Here is a 16,235-nt window from a genome sequence, read left to right as displayed (position 1 = left end):
ATTTATTTTTGTGTACTTCTATAGTTTTACTTTGCATCGTTCTCCAAATTTGATGATTAATTCTTGTTTTACTTGCCCCCAATTGGGTGGTTTGGCGGTCCATTCTTTGGTTATTTGCTGTTGAGCCAGGTAAAAAGATTAGGAAACGATACACAAACACCTCACAAACAACTTAAAATGCCATTCCAGGCTCCGCAATTCCCCAGCGAACCACTGCAGTTGCTTCGCGAACTGCTGCAGTTTGGTTCCGCAACCAACAAAAAAAGCTCCCCGAAGGGAGCTTTCCACAAATTAGTCATCTTATCTATTAGAAGTTTGAACCACTCTCAGTGTCAAACCACAACGGCGTGCTAATTAAATCTCCACCTTTCATGGTCGCCACAGCAGCAGCAACACCATCGGCATTATTGGTGCGTTCTGACGTAACAAAAGGCATCCGTTTGATCCATTGATCAGCTGCGATAACACCCCAGTCTGAGTTGCTGGAATTTTGGTACACATGAGGTAATTTAGGATAGCCGGTACGACGGAAGTCAGCCCAAGGTTCGTTCGGGTTTGTAAACCCTGCGATCCATTTTTGGGTGATGATCTTTTCCAGCTTTTGTTCGTTAGTTGCTGCATCGTCCCAAGCTACTGTTACTGTTGAACGAGAAGTGAAGTCGTTGATGGTACCATCACCTTTACTATCGTAAACAGCATCGTTATAATCAATTGGTGTACTTGTACTATCTGCCAAATAAGCGTCGACTCCGCCTGCGCCCCACTCAGCAAAAGATGCACGAACACCAGCGTCATAATCTGTACCGGCATCACCAGCACCAGTCCAACCACGTAAAGCTGCTTCAGCTAAGTCGAAATTAACTTCAGCTGCTGACATATACGGGCGAGAGGTATTCGTTGCGAAACGATCGTTGATCATTGAATATGAAGTGTGATCACCTTTTGCAGTTAAACTTGCACCATTACGGATACCTTTGTAGGGATAATCCGGGTGATCTGAATAAACAGACTCATCGGTTGTAGCCGGTTGGAAATATTGATCGATACGTGGGTCTTTCAAACCAACAAGGAATGATTCCATAGCTGCTGACATACGTGTGTCACCCCAAGAAAAACAGATAATCGCTAAATACATATCATGACCGTATTCAGAAACGTAAAAGTTATCTTCATTGGTTGTGATCAAACCGGCAGGATCTGCAATTGCTTTTTCACCTTGCTCTTTTGCCAATTCAGGATCTGCTTCTGAAATACGAATTGCTAAACGCAGACGCATTGAATTCACCACCTTAGCCCATGCTGTTACATCTCCACTGAAGCTTGCATCGAACTTTGCTAAACCTGTATAGTCTGGATTTGCAGCAAAAACAGCTTGAATATCATCCAAATCGCTGAAGAATGCGTTATACAAATCTGGTTCGCTATCGTAACTTGAATTTTCTTGTCCGTAAGTTGAATAGATTACCGGACCATGGTAGGTTGTCAAACGAGACATCCCCAAAATACGGATCAATTTAGCCCAGGCTACAAATACATCGTAACCACCAGCTTGAGCGATATCAATAACCTGGCTGGCTGGTGCCATCAAGCTATTATAAATACGATCCCAGTATGTATTCCAGGTAATATAATAAGTCGTGTTATTCACACCTCCAACGAAAGGAGTCGGAGTTGCCATATAGTTACAATACGACTCTGCAACCAGGTTTTCTTCAATTTGATGACCGAAGATATTATCCAACAACGAAGGATAGAACGAACCGATATGATTGAAGTCCTGAGTCAGCGAGGCATCGGTAATCTCGTAGGGATTCACGTTTGCACTTTCAAAGCCATTGGTACAGGCGTTGGCAAAAAGTGCGACAATAAATATGAATAGTATTTTTTTCATGATTCTCCAGAATTAGAATGTTACTTTAAGATTGAAACCATAAGTTCTTGTAGCAGGAACACTGAAGTTATCCAATGATTGAGATTGTAAATCAGTACTCATACTCAATTCAGGATCGAACGGTGCTTTTTTGTAGATAAAGAACAAGTTGTTTCCAACAACTGAGAATGAAGCCTTTTGTAAAGGTAATCCCAATTTTTGGACATTGAAGTCATATGTAAGAGCAGCCTGAGTCAAACGAATGTTTGTTCTGTCATACAAATAAGCTTCAGTGATACCGTTACGACCACCAACAGTTGTATAGTACAATTGAGGATCGATTTGAGTTACAGCAGTTGAACCTTGAATACCATTGATTGCTACATAACCTTGATCACGAGCATCAGCCGTACGTTGGCTTACACCGTAAGAATCCAAAATTGCTTCAGTTTGGCTGTATGCTTTACCACCAATTTTTGCATTAACCAAGAAACTCAGACTGAATTGTTTGTAATCGAAGTTGTTGCTCCATCCCAAGCTGAATTTTGGATCTGCTTTACCAAGGTAGCTAGGTGTATCAGCTGACGTTTTCAAAGGAGCACCAGTTGTTTCATCCAACATGATTTGACCGGCATCGTTTCTTTTGAATTTAGTACCGTAAATATCACCGATAGAACCACCAGTATAAACACGAGAGTAGTATCTTTCAGAAGAACCTAAGTCGATATATTTATCTGGTTCGCCAGGATACAATTCAACAACTTTATTATTGTTTTTTGCAAAGTTCAAAGTTGAATTCCAAGTAAAGTTCTTGGTTGAAACAGGTTTTGCATTCAATACAATTTCAACCCCTTTGTTTACAATTTTACCGGCGTTAAACCATTCGCTGGTATAGTAATTATCTTGTTGTGAACCGGATAGAGGTCTTGACAAGGCTTGGTTTGTACTTGAAATATAGTAGTATGTAAAGTCAAGTCCTAAGCGACCGTTGAAGAATCTCCAGTCAGTACCTAATTCATAGTTAACCAATTGTTCCGGTTTTGCATCGGTAAAAGGTTTCACAGTATTCCGGGCAACACCACTTGTTGTAATACTATGATTAACCATAATTAAGCCCCAAGGTACTTCGTTGTTAACCTGAGAAGCAGAAGCACGCACTTTCGCGAAAGAAATGAAGTCGGGCAATTTTACCATTTGACTCAAGATACCGGTAATACCGGCAGCAGGATAGAAATAAGATTCGTTACCTGTTAACGCCAGGTTCGAAGACCAGTCGTTACGTCCTGATAAGTCAAGGAACAACATATCTTTATAGCCTAATTGAAAGTTCGCAAATGCACCCTCTTTAATTTCTTTACCACCGTAAATTGACTGAACCGCCACATTTGAAGGAATGTTCTGGAAGTAGAATTCATTCGGGTAACGAAGTGCGTTTGTTCCGTTGTCAACGCTGATACCATCGCCATAAACTGATTCCTGGTAACTGGCACCTAAAACAGCATTCAAGCTCAAATCACCAAAGTCGTTTTGGTAAGTAAAAATACCATCAGTATAAAGCTGCTTATCGTTGTATTTTTTATAGCTCCAACGACCATTGGTTGAAACGTTTACTTTATTACTACCTGCATAGTATCTTTGGTCGAATGATTTATTCGCATAGTCGTAACTACCACGAGCCTGGAATTTCAATTTGTCTGTAATTTTATACTCTACATTCAAACTTGCAATTACACGCTTAGTCATGTCCAATCGTGGTTGTTTGTTGACTACCCAATATGGGTTCGACTGAAAGTGATCTCCTTCAACAAACCATTCTTGCCAGTCCATGTTACGATCAGATCTGAAGTACTGATAGTTGTCTTTGTAATAAGAAAACTGCTGAGCACCCAAACTTGAATCACTCAAAGGTGTAGCTCCACTACGTGGGAACAAATACAAACCAGTCAATGGGTTCAAATAGTAACCGGCTGTTGCACGGTTCTTTGTACGTTCTGAAGTCAACATCACGTTGGATGTCAATGTCAATTTATCATCAAGCATTTTGGCTGATTGCTTGAAGGTAATATTATGACGTTGGTAGCTGTTATTTGGAATAACACCACCAGCGCCAGTATTACCATAAGAGAAATAAGTCGACATTTTATCATTACCGCTGCTAACGCTCAATGTATTTACAAGGTTATACCCTGTGTCGAAGAAATCCTTAACATAGTTGCTTTCGTAGTTTCCCGGAGTATAAGACCAGCTTTCTGCTGCACCATCTTCAGCACCATATTTGAATTGCAGTTTTGGTGTTTGAATAACACTCTCAAAGATTGCACTTGAGTTGAAAGAAACTGATGTTTTACCTTCTTTTCCTTTTTTAGTTGTAATGATGATAACACCATTGGCTCCCTGGCTACCATACAAGATAGCTGCAGTTGCACCTTTCAATACACTGATGCTCTCGATATCGTCCGGGTTCAACTGAGAAAGACCGTCACCTTCGTCAGTTCCACCCCACATACCTGATTGACCACCTTTGTTGTTTACCATCGGAATACCATCGATAACGTAAAGCGGATCACTTACAGAATTCACGGATTTACTACCCCGCAAAACTGTACGCGTAGAACCACCAGCACCTGAAGAACTCTTACGAATCTCCAAACCTGCAGTTTTACCACTCAAACCACTCATAAAGTTTACATCTCTGGCTTTCATCATGTCATCTCCACTAACTTCCTGGGATGAATAAGTCAGGGTTTTTGCTTCACGCTTAATACCCAATGCAGTAACAACAACTTCGTCTACTGCAATGTTGTTGCTTTTCAGTACCACATCAATGTTTGTTCTTCCATTAACAGGAACTTCCTGTGGTTCGTATCCCATAAACGAGAAAACCAGGACCGCTCCCTCTGGTTTTTCCAGATTAAAGGTAAAATTACCATCAAAATCGGTTGCTGCACCATGGTTGGTACCCTTCTCTAACACAGCCACGCCTGGCAGTGGTTCATTGTCTCCTTCTGAGACAACGCGCCCTGATACGGTTGTTTGTGCCATTGCAGACACTGTGCCTAACAGGACGAGCACAAATAATAATAAGGACAACTTCTTCATAGTTTGTTCAATTTTTAAAAGATGAATACTTTTTGATTCATGGAAATGTATATCTGTTTTGAAATTTGTTTTGTTAATAAAATGTTACCGCACACATTTCATATTACTGCCAAAAAGAATTTGATCCATTACGGAATTATTCATCGCCTTTAAATTTTAGAAATGATTAACTGATTATCTTTTTGTCGGATCCGGGCATTCACAATCTCTGCAACAACATTCAGCACATCAAAAGCTGAATTCTGCAGATCCAGGTTCCCGGAGAAAGTTTCGCCCGCCAGGGCTTGGTCTTCAAATACAATCTCTACATTGTAGTATCGAGCTATTTTTTTTGCAATGTCTCCCAATGGTTGTTGCTCGAATACTAAATATCCGTCGCGCCAGGAGGTATATAATTGTGTATTGACTTTCTGTTTTTCGAAATCGCTGGTGTACGTATTTAAACTAGCCAGCATGCCCGGAGTCATGCGCGAACTTGACCGTCCCAACAAGGGGTTACCTCCATATGTCAGTTCAACGGTCCCTTTAACCAAGACGGTACTAATTAAAGAATCATCGCCGTAAGCACTAAGGTTGAATACAGTTCCCAAAACCTCTACATCCATTGCACGGGTTGAAACAATAAACGGATGTGCTTTATCGTGCGCAACTTCAAAAATGGCCTCGCCATCCAAATACACTTCCCTGTTCTTCTTTGTAAATGCAGCAGGAAAGATTAAACGCGAACCCGAGTTTAACCATACTTTAGTTTGATCGGACAGCGTAATTGTAGTCCGTTTTCCATAAGGTACAATCAGCGTGTTTAAAGCAACTTTGCCACTAACCATTGCCTGGTTAGTTTGCTCATTAGCATCAATCTGAATGGAATTACCATTATCTAAATATTCAATGCTTGACTTCTGCTTGTCGATATTCACTTTCTGATCGGCCAATAACAATTGGGTATTCTCAGTAGAGTTAACATCCGGAGCGGTTTGAGCATAACGAGCTAAATCGGATTTGCTGTTTAAAACGAGAAGTGCAGGTACCGCTAACAGAACTAAAAATATAGCGACCGCGGTAAAACGGTAAATATTAATACGACGCTTGTATGCATGAATCGAATGGTCAATCTTAAATCCTAAAGCCTCCTTTTGCGTCTTCCCTAGTACCGACCGCTTTCTAAACAAAGCACGATAAATTCTGACGGCAAGCATTAGTTGCTTATCCTCAGAACCTCTGACAAAATCCTGTTCCTTGTCTGCAATTTCAGCGACAAGTCTGTCATTTGTCAAGATATCTTCTGCTTTATTTGTTCTTTTCTCCATTATCGGTATTTAATAGCTCAAAAATGTCAGTTTCCCGATCATTTATAAACCATAAGCACCGATGGAGAAAAACATAGACAAGAAATTGCAACTTTTTTTATCAAACTTTAACAATGCCGAAACAAACTCCTATACATCAACACATTACATGAAATATTTTTTTTCAATTTTTCGTGTTTGAACTGTGAGTTTTTAGAATTGTAGTTTAATATTTAAACCAACCGAACGGGTTGAAGGAACAGTAAAGCTGTCGATTGCCTGATCTTTACTTAAAGTATTGAGGGTAACTTCCGGATCGAAAGGGGCATCTTTATAGAAGAAGAATAAATTTTGTGCAAGCAAAGAAAGCTGCACATGTTTCACCCACCCCTTTTCCGGGGATAAGAGATATGAAAATCGAAGCTGAGATAGCCGAATATTATCACGGCTATAAGTATAAACCTCTTTAATTCCTGTTCGCTCGCCAACAGTGGTGTAATATAGCCGGGGATCAATCTTATTGACTAAGGTTCCGTCGGGTAACACAGCATTGATAGAAACACCACCGTTATCGCGCGCTACTGCCGAACGTTTACTTACGCCATAGCCATCAAGCATCGACTCTGTCTGGCTTATAACTTTTCCGCCAAATTTGCCGTTGATCAAGAAATCGACCGAAAAGTTACGATAGCTAAACCGATTACTAATTCCCATACTCCATCGTGGATTTGAATTACCAATATATTCCGGCTTTTCGCTTCTGGGTATACTGCCATCCTCATTCAACAAAATCCGGTTATTTTCATCCCGTAGGAACTTGTAAACGTAAATGTCTCCAAACGAACCACCTTTGTCAATAACTAACTGATAACCTTCATTCTCAGAAAGTACAATCGGATCTTTCAATTCTTCATGCAATCTGACAATCCTGTTTCTATTCTCGGCATAGTTAATTGTTGTCAACCATTCAAAATTCGTGGTTCTTATCGGCTTCACGTATGCCGTTAATTCCACCCCATCATTGGTCACTTTCCCAGCATTCACGTAATAGGTGGAGTATCCCGAACCTGATGGTGCCGGTAACTCTATAAACTGATCCCGACTAATCAAACTATAATAGGTAAAATCAAGTCCGAGACGATTATCAAAAAACTTCCAATCAGTCCCCAGCTCGAGGCTTCTGATTTTTTCGGGTCTAAGATTATCAAACGCCTTAGACGTGTTGAAAACGACTCCAACCCGATTAATGGTGTGCTGCGGATTAACACGGTTAAAAGGGACTTCGTTGGAAACCAACGAAAGCGAAGTTCTCAACTTACCATAGCTAATGAACGCCGGCAACTTTAAAATATCTGTAACAATTCCGCTCAAGCCAATCGATGGATAGAAGTAGGAATCATTTCCGGTACCATATAAACTGGAAGCCCAATCGTTACGACCCGAAAAATCCAGAAACACCTTATCATCATAGTTCAATTGTAAATTGCCAAATACCGCTTCCTTTATCAAACGACTGCTTAATATCGAATTGACCATCACATTATCATCGATGTTCTGAAAATAAAACTCATTGGGATATTTAAGACCTATGGTTCCGGTATCAACTGTTAAACCTTGGCCAAGCGTACTTTTTTGGTAACTCGTTCCAAGAATTGCATTAACTCTGAGCTTTTTCCAACTGTTCTTATAAAACAGGATAGCATCTCCGTAGATCAGCTCATCGTTTATCTTGGTATAAACCCATCGACCATTCGCATCAACGTTCGTAATATTAGAGCCTGCTTTATGCTTTTCCTCGTACGTTTTCACGGCATAATCATAACTTCCCCTCATCGACAAATCAAAATGATCATTAAAACGGAAACTAACATTCACGTTCCCAATCAATCGCTTAATCAAATCTTCTCGCGGTTCATTATTTACGATCCAATATGGATTTGACTGAAAATGATCCTCGACAAACCAGTTTTGCAGATACATGTTTCGATCGGTATTGAACACCTGATAATTTTTCGCATACTCCGAAAAATCCCGTTCCCTGGGGAAGAGATACAATCCGGTTAACGGGTTCAGATAATAGCCGGCCATGTACTTATTATCCGCTTGCTCGTTTATCAACATAATATTAGATCCCAACTTTAAACGATCATTCAACAAATTACTCGATTGCCTAAATGTCAGGTTAATTTTGTCGTACCTGTTTTTCGGAATTACCCCCTGTGACGAAGTATTGGAAACCGATAAATACGAAGTTGTCCGTTCATTCCCGCCACTCAATGTTAAGGTGTTTACCAAGTTCGTCCCCGTTTGAAAAAAGTCTTTCACGTATCCTTTCGCATAATTTCCTTTTTCATACGACCAACTTTCTGCAGCTCCACCTTCAGCGCCATAATCATATTGAAGAGCTGGCAAATCCCGAACAGATTCAACAGTCATATACGAACTCAGCGTAACTTTTAGCGGTCCAACTTCACCATGCTTTGTATTGATCAAAATAACACCATTAGCCCCCTGGCTCCCGTATAGTGCTGCCGCATTGGCACCTTTTAAAACGGTGATACTCTCAATATCGTCGATATTTAACTGCGACAGTCCATCTCCCTGGTCACCTCCGTCAAACAGTCCTAATTGCCTTCCTTTGCTGTTGACCATTGGAATTCCATCAATCACAAATAGAGGTTCGCTTGATGTAGAAAGTGATTTGTTGCCTCTCAGAATAATTTTGGAAGACCCCCCATATCCGGAAGCGCTACGACTAACCTCCATGCCGGAAACCTTTCCAGAAAGACCGCTGACAAAGCTAAATTCCCGGCTGCCAATATCATCGAACTGAATAGTTTGCGTTGCATAGGTTAACGACTTCTCCGCACGCTGTATTCCCAAAGCTGACACCACAACTTCTTCTACACCAAAATCATCGTCCAGCAAAACAACATCAAGCGCTGTTTTTCCGCTAACATTCTCCTGAACGCTCTTCATTCCAACATATGAATACGAGAGGAAGGGTGTATCAGCAGGTATTGTTATTCGGTACTTTCCTTCCCAATCAGTTGTAACTCCTGAAGTCGTGCCTGGAATAACAACTGAAACCCCAACCAAAGGATTGCTATTTTCATCGGTAACTTTTCCCTCAACGATTTTTTTATCGGTATCCCTACTGGAACCGGAAGCATGATCACCTTTTTGCTTTTCTTCCTTCAAAATGATAATCTGCCGATCGAACATTTTATAATTGAGGCCGGTGCCTGCCAATACCATTTTCAACACATCACTAACAGGCTGTCCATCAACCTGAAGCTTAACATTGTGTTTTAAATCAACTTGCTGGTCGTTGTAAAAAATGATATACTCGCTTTGCTCCTGTATAAGCTCAAAGACTTTCTTCAGACTTACAGACCTGAAATGAGCCGTAATTCTGTTGTCCTGCGCTTGCAATAAAAATGAAGCACCGAACAAAAAGAGCAGCAAGAATAACGCTTTTAACTTCATACGATATAGGCACACAGAAAATTGCACATTCAGTTACATAGAACAAGATCACCTCAATTCAGTTTAACACGGCGATAAAATTTTCCGCTTTTAAGTGTCATATTTTTAAATCGATGCCACACATACTATTAATGTCATCGATTAGTTTCTTTTCTCCTCCGATTGAGGACGCTCACCTCCTGTGATTAAAAGCTTACCATCCCGTTTTTCAACCTCACTGCCCGAAATTTGAGTGATCATCTGCAAAACCTCCATGGCTGAACCCTTCAAATCAAGATAACCTGAAAAAGTTTCCGATTTCAAGCTCGGATCTTCGAACTCGATTTGAACATTATAATAGCGAGATAATTTCTTTCCAATACTTTCCAATGTCCCATTCTTTATACTCAAATATCCATCTTTCCACGAGGTATAATCCTTCGGATCAACAGCATACTGAGTACATGATTTTTCATCCACATTGTAATCGGCTTTCATCCCAGGAACCATTTTTGCCTTTCCTGAAAATCCGGGGATGACACTTTTGTAGCTAAGTTCAACTGAGCCTTTCTGCAATACCGTGCTAACAAGTTTATCTTCGGCATAAGCACTAACACAGAAAACAGTCCCCAAAACACGGACATTAACATCATGTGTAAGTACAAAAAACGGGCGACTGGCATCATGACTTACGTCGAACAATGCTTCCCCTTCCAGAAAAACTTCACGTTTATTCGACTTAAAATGCACCGGATAGGTAAGTTTTGATCCCGAATTCAACCAAACAACAGAACTATCCGGAAGTGTCACGCAACTTCTTCGGCCATAAGGCACCACAATCATACTGTAACTGTCATCAAAACCGGCTGAAGTCTTACCTGTCTGACTATTGGGTAAAACAACCGATTTATCATTCGACGAGATATACACGTTCTCGCCATTAGCAGAATAAGAGATTGCTGAATTCTGTGCATCAATCTCAATAGAGCTATCTTTCCTTAAATAAAGCTGAGTATTGGCAGTTGGATGAATAGCAACATTCGATGCGAACTGCCTTATCTCCGATTCATCTGATATTTTAAAGAAAAGTGTCAGCCCGACCAACAAAATAAAAACAGCAGCCACAGATCCCCATGTTATCTTGCGCTTAAAACGTTGCTGTCTGATACTTGCCTGAATACGAGTCTCGAGTTCATCACGTTCCCGAATCGAAATCCGCTCTCGCTTCGCCACCAATACATCGAGAATATCAACAGCAAGAAGCTCGTCATCAGACATTTTATCCTTAGAAGTAGGTTTATCTACATTCAATTTTTGACGCAAAAAATCGTCTGCCAAAATATCTTCTGCATTTCTATTTTCACGATTCTCGCCCATCAATGATCAAACAAGGTTAGTCTTAGTATTTGGTTAATTGACATTCATTTTTCAATAAAACAAAGAAAAGGATAAAATCTTTTCCGTCAAGCTGTTCTCGAATAGATTTTATCGAACGGTAAACTGAGGTACGAACTGATTCAACCGAAATATCCATAACTGCTGCAATTTCGTGGTAAGCCATCTCTAATTGAAACTTGAGATGAAGGATCTCACGCTGCTTTTCCGGCAATTGCTCAATCAACCGATTTATCTGGCTTAATTGCTCTTGTTGATCCTCAGAATCGTCCTGATCCACAAATTGTTGCTTACTTTCGGCATCTTGATTCAAAGTATCAGAATACACAATCCGCATTTTTTTCTTCTCCGAAGCCAACACTTTGCGCTTCATCGATTTAAAAAGATAATTGCGGATATTGTCATTCTCGGCCAGATTCTTCCGGTATTTATACAAATCGAAGATTAAATCGTGAATACAATCTTTTACCACTTCACGGTCTTTACTGTATACCATTCCAAACGAGAAGAGCACATCAGCATAATTATCATACAGCTCCTGAAACGCATCTGCATTTCCGGCTTTAATCCGTTTCCAGAGATAATAATCGTGATTCCCCTCGTTGAGCATAAACCGTTTTTACGTTATTGTCAGAATGATTTCATGTTACCTCACAACCGACATAAGCTAATAAAAATTGTAGAAAACTTAAGCATTTGATATCCTTCTTTTTTTAATACCTAAGCTCGCACTTTCACATTAAACCTAAAAATACTGTAGCCTGTCGAAAGCCGTGAATTTATAGGAATTTAATCAACTTAGCAACAAAACAATCAAAGATGTGTCCGCAAACATGCAATTACATTCCTCAACGAAACATTCCCTTAACACGAACAAAATGACACAAAAACAAACATTCGAGAAACAATAAGATTACACCAAAGCACCACAAAATTCATTACAACACTTGCCTATGATGCAATTACACTCAAAATATCGATCAAATGTGCCCAGAACTTCTCAGTTGCTTCAATATGTATTCGCTCATCCGGAGAATGCGCATTGCGGATAGTCGGACCAATAGAAACCATATCCAAATCGGGGTATTTCTGTAAAAACAAGCCACATTCCAATCCAGCATGAATAGAACGAATAACAGGTTTCTGCCCGAAAAGTCTTTTATACGACTCAGCAGCAACTCCTACAATATAGCTATTCGGATTGGGTGTCCATCCCGGGTAGCCGTCAGAGTGTTTAACCTCGGCTCCAGCTAACTCAAAGACCGAACGCACCATTTGAGCAGCCATTACTTTTCGGCTCTCAAGTTCACTTCGTTGGCTTGTCGTTATTATAACCTTATCAGAGTCGGTAAATTTCACGGAGGCCAGATTTGTGGAAGTCTCAACCATGTCTTTCATTCTGGTACTCATTTCCAGAACGCCATGAGGACAAGCCAGCAAAACATTCAACATTTTTTCCTGACTCGACATAGTCATCACTTTACCTGGCAGGACAGTTGAATTATGGTCGATCACCAAATTAGGCTCAGTTCGTTCATACTCAAACTCAACGTCCGAAGCAAACATATTAAGCTCGGCCACAAGACTTTCCTTTTGAACCGAAGGCACAATAATCGTCGCCGAAGCCTCCCTGGCAATCGCGTTACGCAGATTTCCACCATCAAACTCAACAATCCTGACTCCGAAGTCTCGAACAGCCTGCCACAAAAAGCGAGCAAGTATCTTAACCGCATTGCCACGACCTTTATGAATATCATCACCGGAATGGCCTCCCCAAAGTCCCTTCACGATGATCTTCAACGCAAACGATTTTCCCGGTGTTTTTTCTTTTTCGATATCCAATTCAGCAACAGTATCCATGCCACCTGCACAACCAATAAAAATTTCGCCATCATCTTCCGAATCCAGGTTAAGCAGTATTTTACCGGTTAAAAAATCCGGTTCCAAAGCAAAAGCTCCGCTTAAGCCAGTCTCTTCATCAACCGTAATTAAGCATTCAATTGGTCCGTGAACCAGTTCTTTATCCGCCAACACAGCCATCTGCGCAGCAATACCAATGCCGTTATCAGCACCCAATGTTGTGCCGTCTGCTTTCACCCATTCGCCGTCTAGAACCGGCACAATGGCATCCGTATCAAAATTGAAATGTTTATCTGTATTTTTTTCGCAAACCATATCCATATGAGCCTGCAATATCACTGTTGGCACATTTTCTTTCCCCTCACTTGCTGGCTTACAAATCAGCACATTACCGATCTGATCAGTCTTAGACTCCAATCCGTGTTTTTGTGCAAAATCAAGCAAAAAAGCACGAATACGCTCTTCCTTTTTTGATGGTCGCGGGATCTGACAAATAGATTCGAAATAATTCCACAAGGACTGCGGATTTAACTTTTCTAATTTTTTCATAATTCAATTCTAACGCTCTTCCTGAATTTCCTTCCGGTTACCCGTCAAAGTTAATGCATAAAAGTGAAGAACAAATTTTAAAGCCATCAATTCGGAAAGAATACCAGAAGGGCCGCAATAGCGTAAGCAGACAACAACTTAAGGATAAATTAATCCACAAGGATTAATAAAGCCATCAAAACTATTACCTTTGCGCCCCTCTATTGATAATGAAAGTATTCCGGATATGATAACCGTTTCAAATTTAGCAATTCAATTCAGCAAAAAACCTCTGTTTGCCGATGTAAACCTGAAGTTTACACCGGGTAACTGCTACGGAGTTATTGGTGCCAATGGTGCAGGTAAATCAACCTTTTTACGCCTTATATCGGGCGAACTTGAGCCAACCCGAGGTTCTATTACAACGGGACCGGGTGAACGGCTTTCGGTGCTAAAGCAAGATCACCACGCCTACGACGAATTTACAGTTCTTGATACTGTTTTAATGGGACATAAAGAGTTGTGGCGAATCATGAAAGAAAAAGAAGCCTTGTATGCAAAAACTGATTTTACAGAAGAGGACGGCATGCTGGCAGCAAAGCTGGAAGATGAATTTGCACAAATGGACGGCTGGAATGCTGAAAGCGACGCAGCCATGCTGCTGAGTGGATTGGGAATTAAGGAAGATTTCCACTACTCCCAAATGGGAGATATGGAAGCCAAAGCCAAAGTTCGTGTTTTGTTGGCACAAGCCCTCTTTGGCAATCCAGACAACCTGTTACTCGATGAGCCAACCAACGACCTTGACCTTGAAACCGTTTTGTGGCTGGAAAACTACCTGAGTAATTGTGAAAATACGGTGATTGTTGTTTCCCACGACCGTCACTTCCTCGATAATGTTTGTACCGATGTCATTGATATCGATTACGGAAAAATACGCTCATTCTCCGGCAACTACACCTTCTGGTACGAATCGAGCCAGTTAGCTCTTCGTCAGCAAGCTGCAGCCAACAAGAAAGCTGAAGAAAAGAAAAAGGAGTTGATGGAATTCATCAGCCGATTTAGCGCCAACGTTGCCAAATCGAAACAAACGACCAGCCGTAAAAAGATGCTGGACAAATTGAATATTGAAGAAATTGAACCATCAACACGTCGTTACCCGGGAATTATATTCCAACCCGAACGTCAGGCCGGAGACCGTATTTTACGGGTTGAAGGACTTACTTACGAAGTAGATGGCGAGCTTATCTTCAAAGATGCAACTTTCACGATCGAAAATGGAGAGAAAGTTGTTTTCTTAGGCAAGGACAACCGGGCCATGACTGCTTTCTTCAAAATTATTAACGGAGAACTGGAACCTACTGCCGGTGAATACGAATGGGGAGTGACCATTAAAAAGGCATTCCTACCAATGGACAACACCGATTATTTTCAAAACAAAGAAACACTTTACGAGTGGCTTGGGAAATATTCTGACGATACCAGCGAGGCTTTTCTGCGCGGCTACTTGGGTAAAATGCTTTTCTCGGGCGATGACCTTCAAAAGAATGTTCAAGTGCTTTCCGGAGGTGAAAAAATGCGCTGTATGATTTCCCGCATGATGCTGGAACACCCCAATGCGATTATTTTGGATCACCCGACTAACCACTTGGATATGGAGTCAATTCAGTCGTTCAACAACAATATGAAAGTTTATCCGGGACAAATCCTGATGGCTTCTCACGACCACGAATTTATCTCATCAGTATGTAATCGCGTAATTGACTTAACTCCTGATGGTGTAATTGATAAGTACATGGACTTTGAAGATTACCTGACAGACGAAAAGATTAAAGCAAATCGTCTGGAACGTTACGCGAAGTAACCAGCAGAATAAAAATACACATCAATATGAAGAGGTTGTCTTGCAGAAGTCAACCTCTTTTTGTTTACCCTTACCCCCAATGGATTAAAATAAATTCACCTTATTGATTAGTTAAAAAGGTTTAAAACCGAAAAAAGTTCCTTCACATAAGTAGGGTTATTGATTCCACCGATGGATAGAGTACATGACAAGCAATTAAAATTTTCAGCATTATGTACACATATTTATCCTACGCAATTGAAGCAGCATTAAATGCAGGACAAGAAATTTTGGCCATCTATAACAATCGTCATTACCGGTTACATGTTGAAATGCGCCCAAACCTAACCCCGCAAACCAACGCTGACCAGAACAGCCATTGGGCAATAATTGAAACTTTGGCTCAAAGTCAGTTACCGGTACTTAGTGAAGATGGCGAAAACATTGACTACGAGACCCGCAAGAATTGGAACAAATTTTGGCTGGTTGATCCCTTAAACGGAACGAAAGAATTCATTAAGCGAAACGGATTGTTTACCGTAAACATCGCTCTTATTGAAAATAACGAAGCCAAACTAGGCGTAATTTATGCTCCTTTGACAGGCGAAATATACTGGGGATCCGAGGAAACGGGAGCCTGGAAAGCGCTTTGCCCAAAAGGAACAATTCAGCTTACCGAATTGACAAAAACAGCCACCCGTCTCCCTGTGAAAGCAAGATCGAAAAGTTTAAAAATCATAAGTAGCAGAACCTTCAAAACAGCAGAAACTCAGGAATACTTTAACAAACTTCGTGAGAAAACCCGAAAAATTGAATACGTGAATATGGGCAGTGCATTAAAAATATGCCTGATTGCTGAAGGGAAAGCCGACATTTATCCCCAACT

General features: G+C 40.7%; 9 protein-coding genes. 2 read left to right on the top strand and 7 right to left on the bottom strand.

Annotated features, from left to right (window positions below):
• Nucleotides 1–307: 307 nt before the first annotated feature.
• The 7 genes from AC37HE_RS05870 to AC37HE_RS05840 all read right to left on the bottom strand — a co-directional run bounded on the left by AC37HE_RS05870 (nucleotide 308) and on the right by AC37HE_RS05840 (nucleotide 13,527).
• On the bottom strand, nucleotides 308–1,891 hold the full coding sequence (locus AC37HE_RS05870) for a SusD/RagB family nutrient-binding outer membrane lipoprotein (protein WP_500781860.1): 1,584 nt from the start codon (nucleotides 1,889–1,891) through the stop codon (nucleotides 308–310).
• A gap of 12 nt (nucleotides 1,892–1,903) precedes the next feature.
• The gene (locus AC37HE_RS05865; RefSeq protein ID WP_500781859.1) at nucleotides 1,904–4,969 is read right to left on the bottom strand and encodes a SusC/RagA family TonB-linked outer membrane protein; all 3,066 of its coding nucleotides are present in this window, start codon (nucleotides 4,967–4,969) and stop codon (nucleotides 1,904–1,906) included.
• Nucleotides 4,970–5,118: 149 nt separating this feature from the next.
• Nucleotides 5,119–6,276, bottom strand: coding sequence for a FecR family protein (locus tag AC37HE_RS05860; protein ID WP_500781858.1), 1,158 nt, complete (start codon nucleotides 6,274–6,276; stop codon nucleotides 5,119–5,121).
• Between the two features lie 192 nt (nucleotides 6,277–6,468).
• Nucleotides 6,469–9,723: a SusC/RagA family TonB-linked outer membrane protein gene (locus tag AC37HE_RS05855; protein ID WP_500781857.1), complete on the bottom strand. Its 3,255-nt coding sequence runs from the start codon at nucleotides 9,721–9,723 to the stop codon at nucleotides 6,469–6,471.
• 162 nt (nucleotides 9,724–9,885) lie between these two features.
• Nucleotides 9,886–11,100 (bottom strand): FecR family protein, encoded by a 1,215-nt coding sequence (locus AC37HE_RS05850; protein WP_500781856.1) that lies wholly within the window; start codon nucleotides 11,098–11,100, stop codon nucleotides 9,886–9,888.
• A gap of 22 nt (nucleotides 11,101–11,122) precedes the next feature.
• The gene (locus tag AC37HE_RS05845) at nucleotides 11,123–11,728 is read right to left on the bottom strand and encodes an RNA polymerase sigma factor (protein ID WP_500781855.1); all 606 of its coding nucleotides are present in this window, start codon (nucleotides 11,726–11,728) and stop codon (nucleotides 11,123–11,125) included.
• 341 nt (nucleotides 11,729–12,069) lie between these two features.
• Nucleotides 12,070–13,527, bottom strand: a complete 1,458-nt coding sequence (locus AC37HE_RS05840; protein WP_500781854.1) for an aminoacyl-histidine dipeptidase — start codon at nucleotides 13,525–13,527, stop codon at nucleotides 12,070–12,072.
• 190 nt (nucleotides 13,528–13,717) lie between these two features.
• Between AC37HE_RS05840 and AC37HE_RS05835 the strand changes: the two genes are divergently transcribed.
• On the top strand, nucleotides 13,718–15,370 hold the full coding sequence (locus tag AC37HE_RS05835; RefSeq protein WP_500781853.1) for an ABC-F family ATP-binding cassette domain-containing protein: 1,653 nt from the start codon (nucleotides 13,718–13,720) through the stop codon (nucleotides 15,368–15,370).
• A 212-nt stretch (nucleotides 15,371–15,582) separates the two neighbouring features.
• On the top strand, nucleotides 15,583–16,235 hold a 653-nt coding region (locus AC37HE_RS05830), incomplete at its 3' end, for a 3'(2'),5'-bisphosphate nucleotidase CysQ family protein (protein WP_500781852.1).

The sequence above is a fragment of the Mangrovibacterium sp. genome (assembly GCF_059905295.1).
Note: the sequence above shows the minus strand (reverse complement) of the source record. Positions and strands in the feature narration are given on the sequence as shown.

Bases quoted from the DNA above. Each gene is read 5' to 3' on its own strand.
- AC37HE_RS05870 (WP_500781860.1), bottom strand. From the start codon at position 1,891: ATGAAAAAAATACTATTCATATTTATTGTCGCACTTTTTGCCAACGCC.
- AC37HE_RS05865 (WP_500781859.1), bottom strand. From the start codon at position 4,969: ATGAAGAAGTTGTCCTTATTATTATTTGTGCTCGTCCTGTTAGGCACA.
- AC37HE_RS05860 (WP_500781858.1), bottom strand. From the start codon at position 6,276: ATGGAGAAAAGAACAAATAAAGCAGAAGATATCTTGACAAATGACAGA.
- AC37HE_RS05850 (WP_500781856.1), bottom strand. From the start codon at position 11,100: ATGGGCGAGAATCGTGAAAATAGAAATGCAGAAGATATTTTGGCAGAC.
- AC37HE_RS05845 (WP_500781855.1), bottom strand. From the start codon at position 11,728: ATGCTCAACGAGGGGAATCACGATTATTATCTCTGGAAACGGATTAAA.
- AC37HE_RS05840 (WP_500781854.1), bottom strand. From the start codon at position 13,527: ATGAAAAAATTAGAAAAGTTAAATCCGCAGTCCTTGTGGAATTATTTC.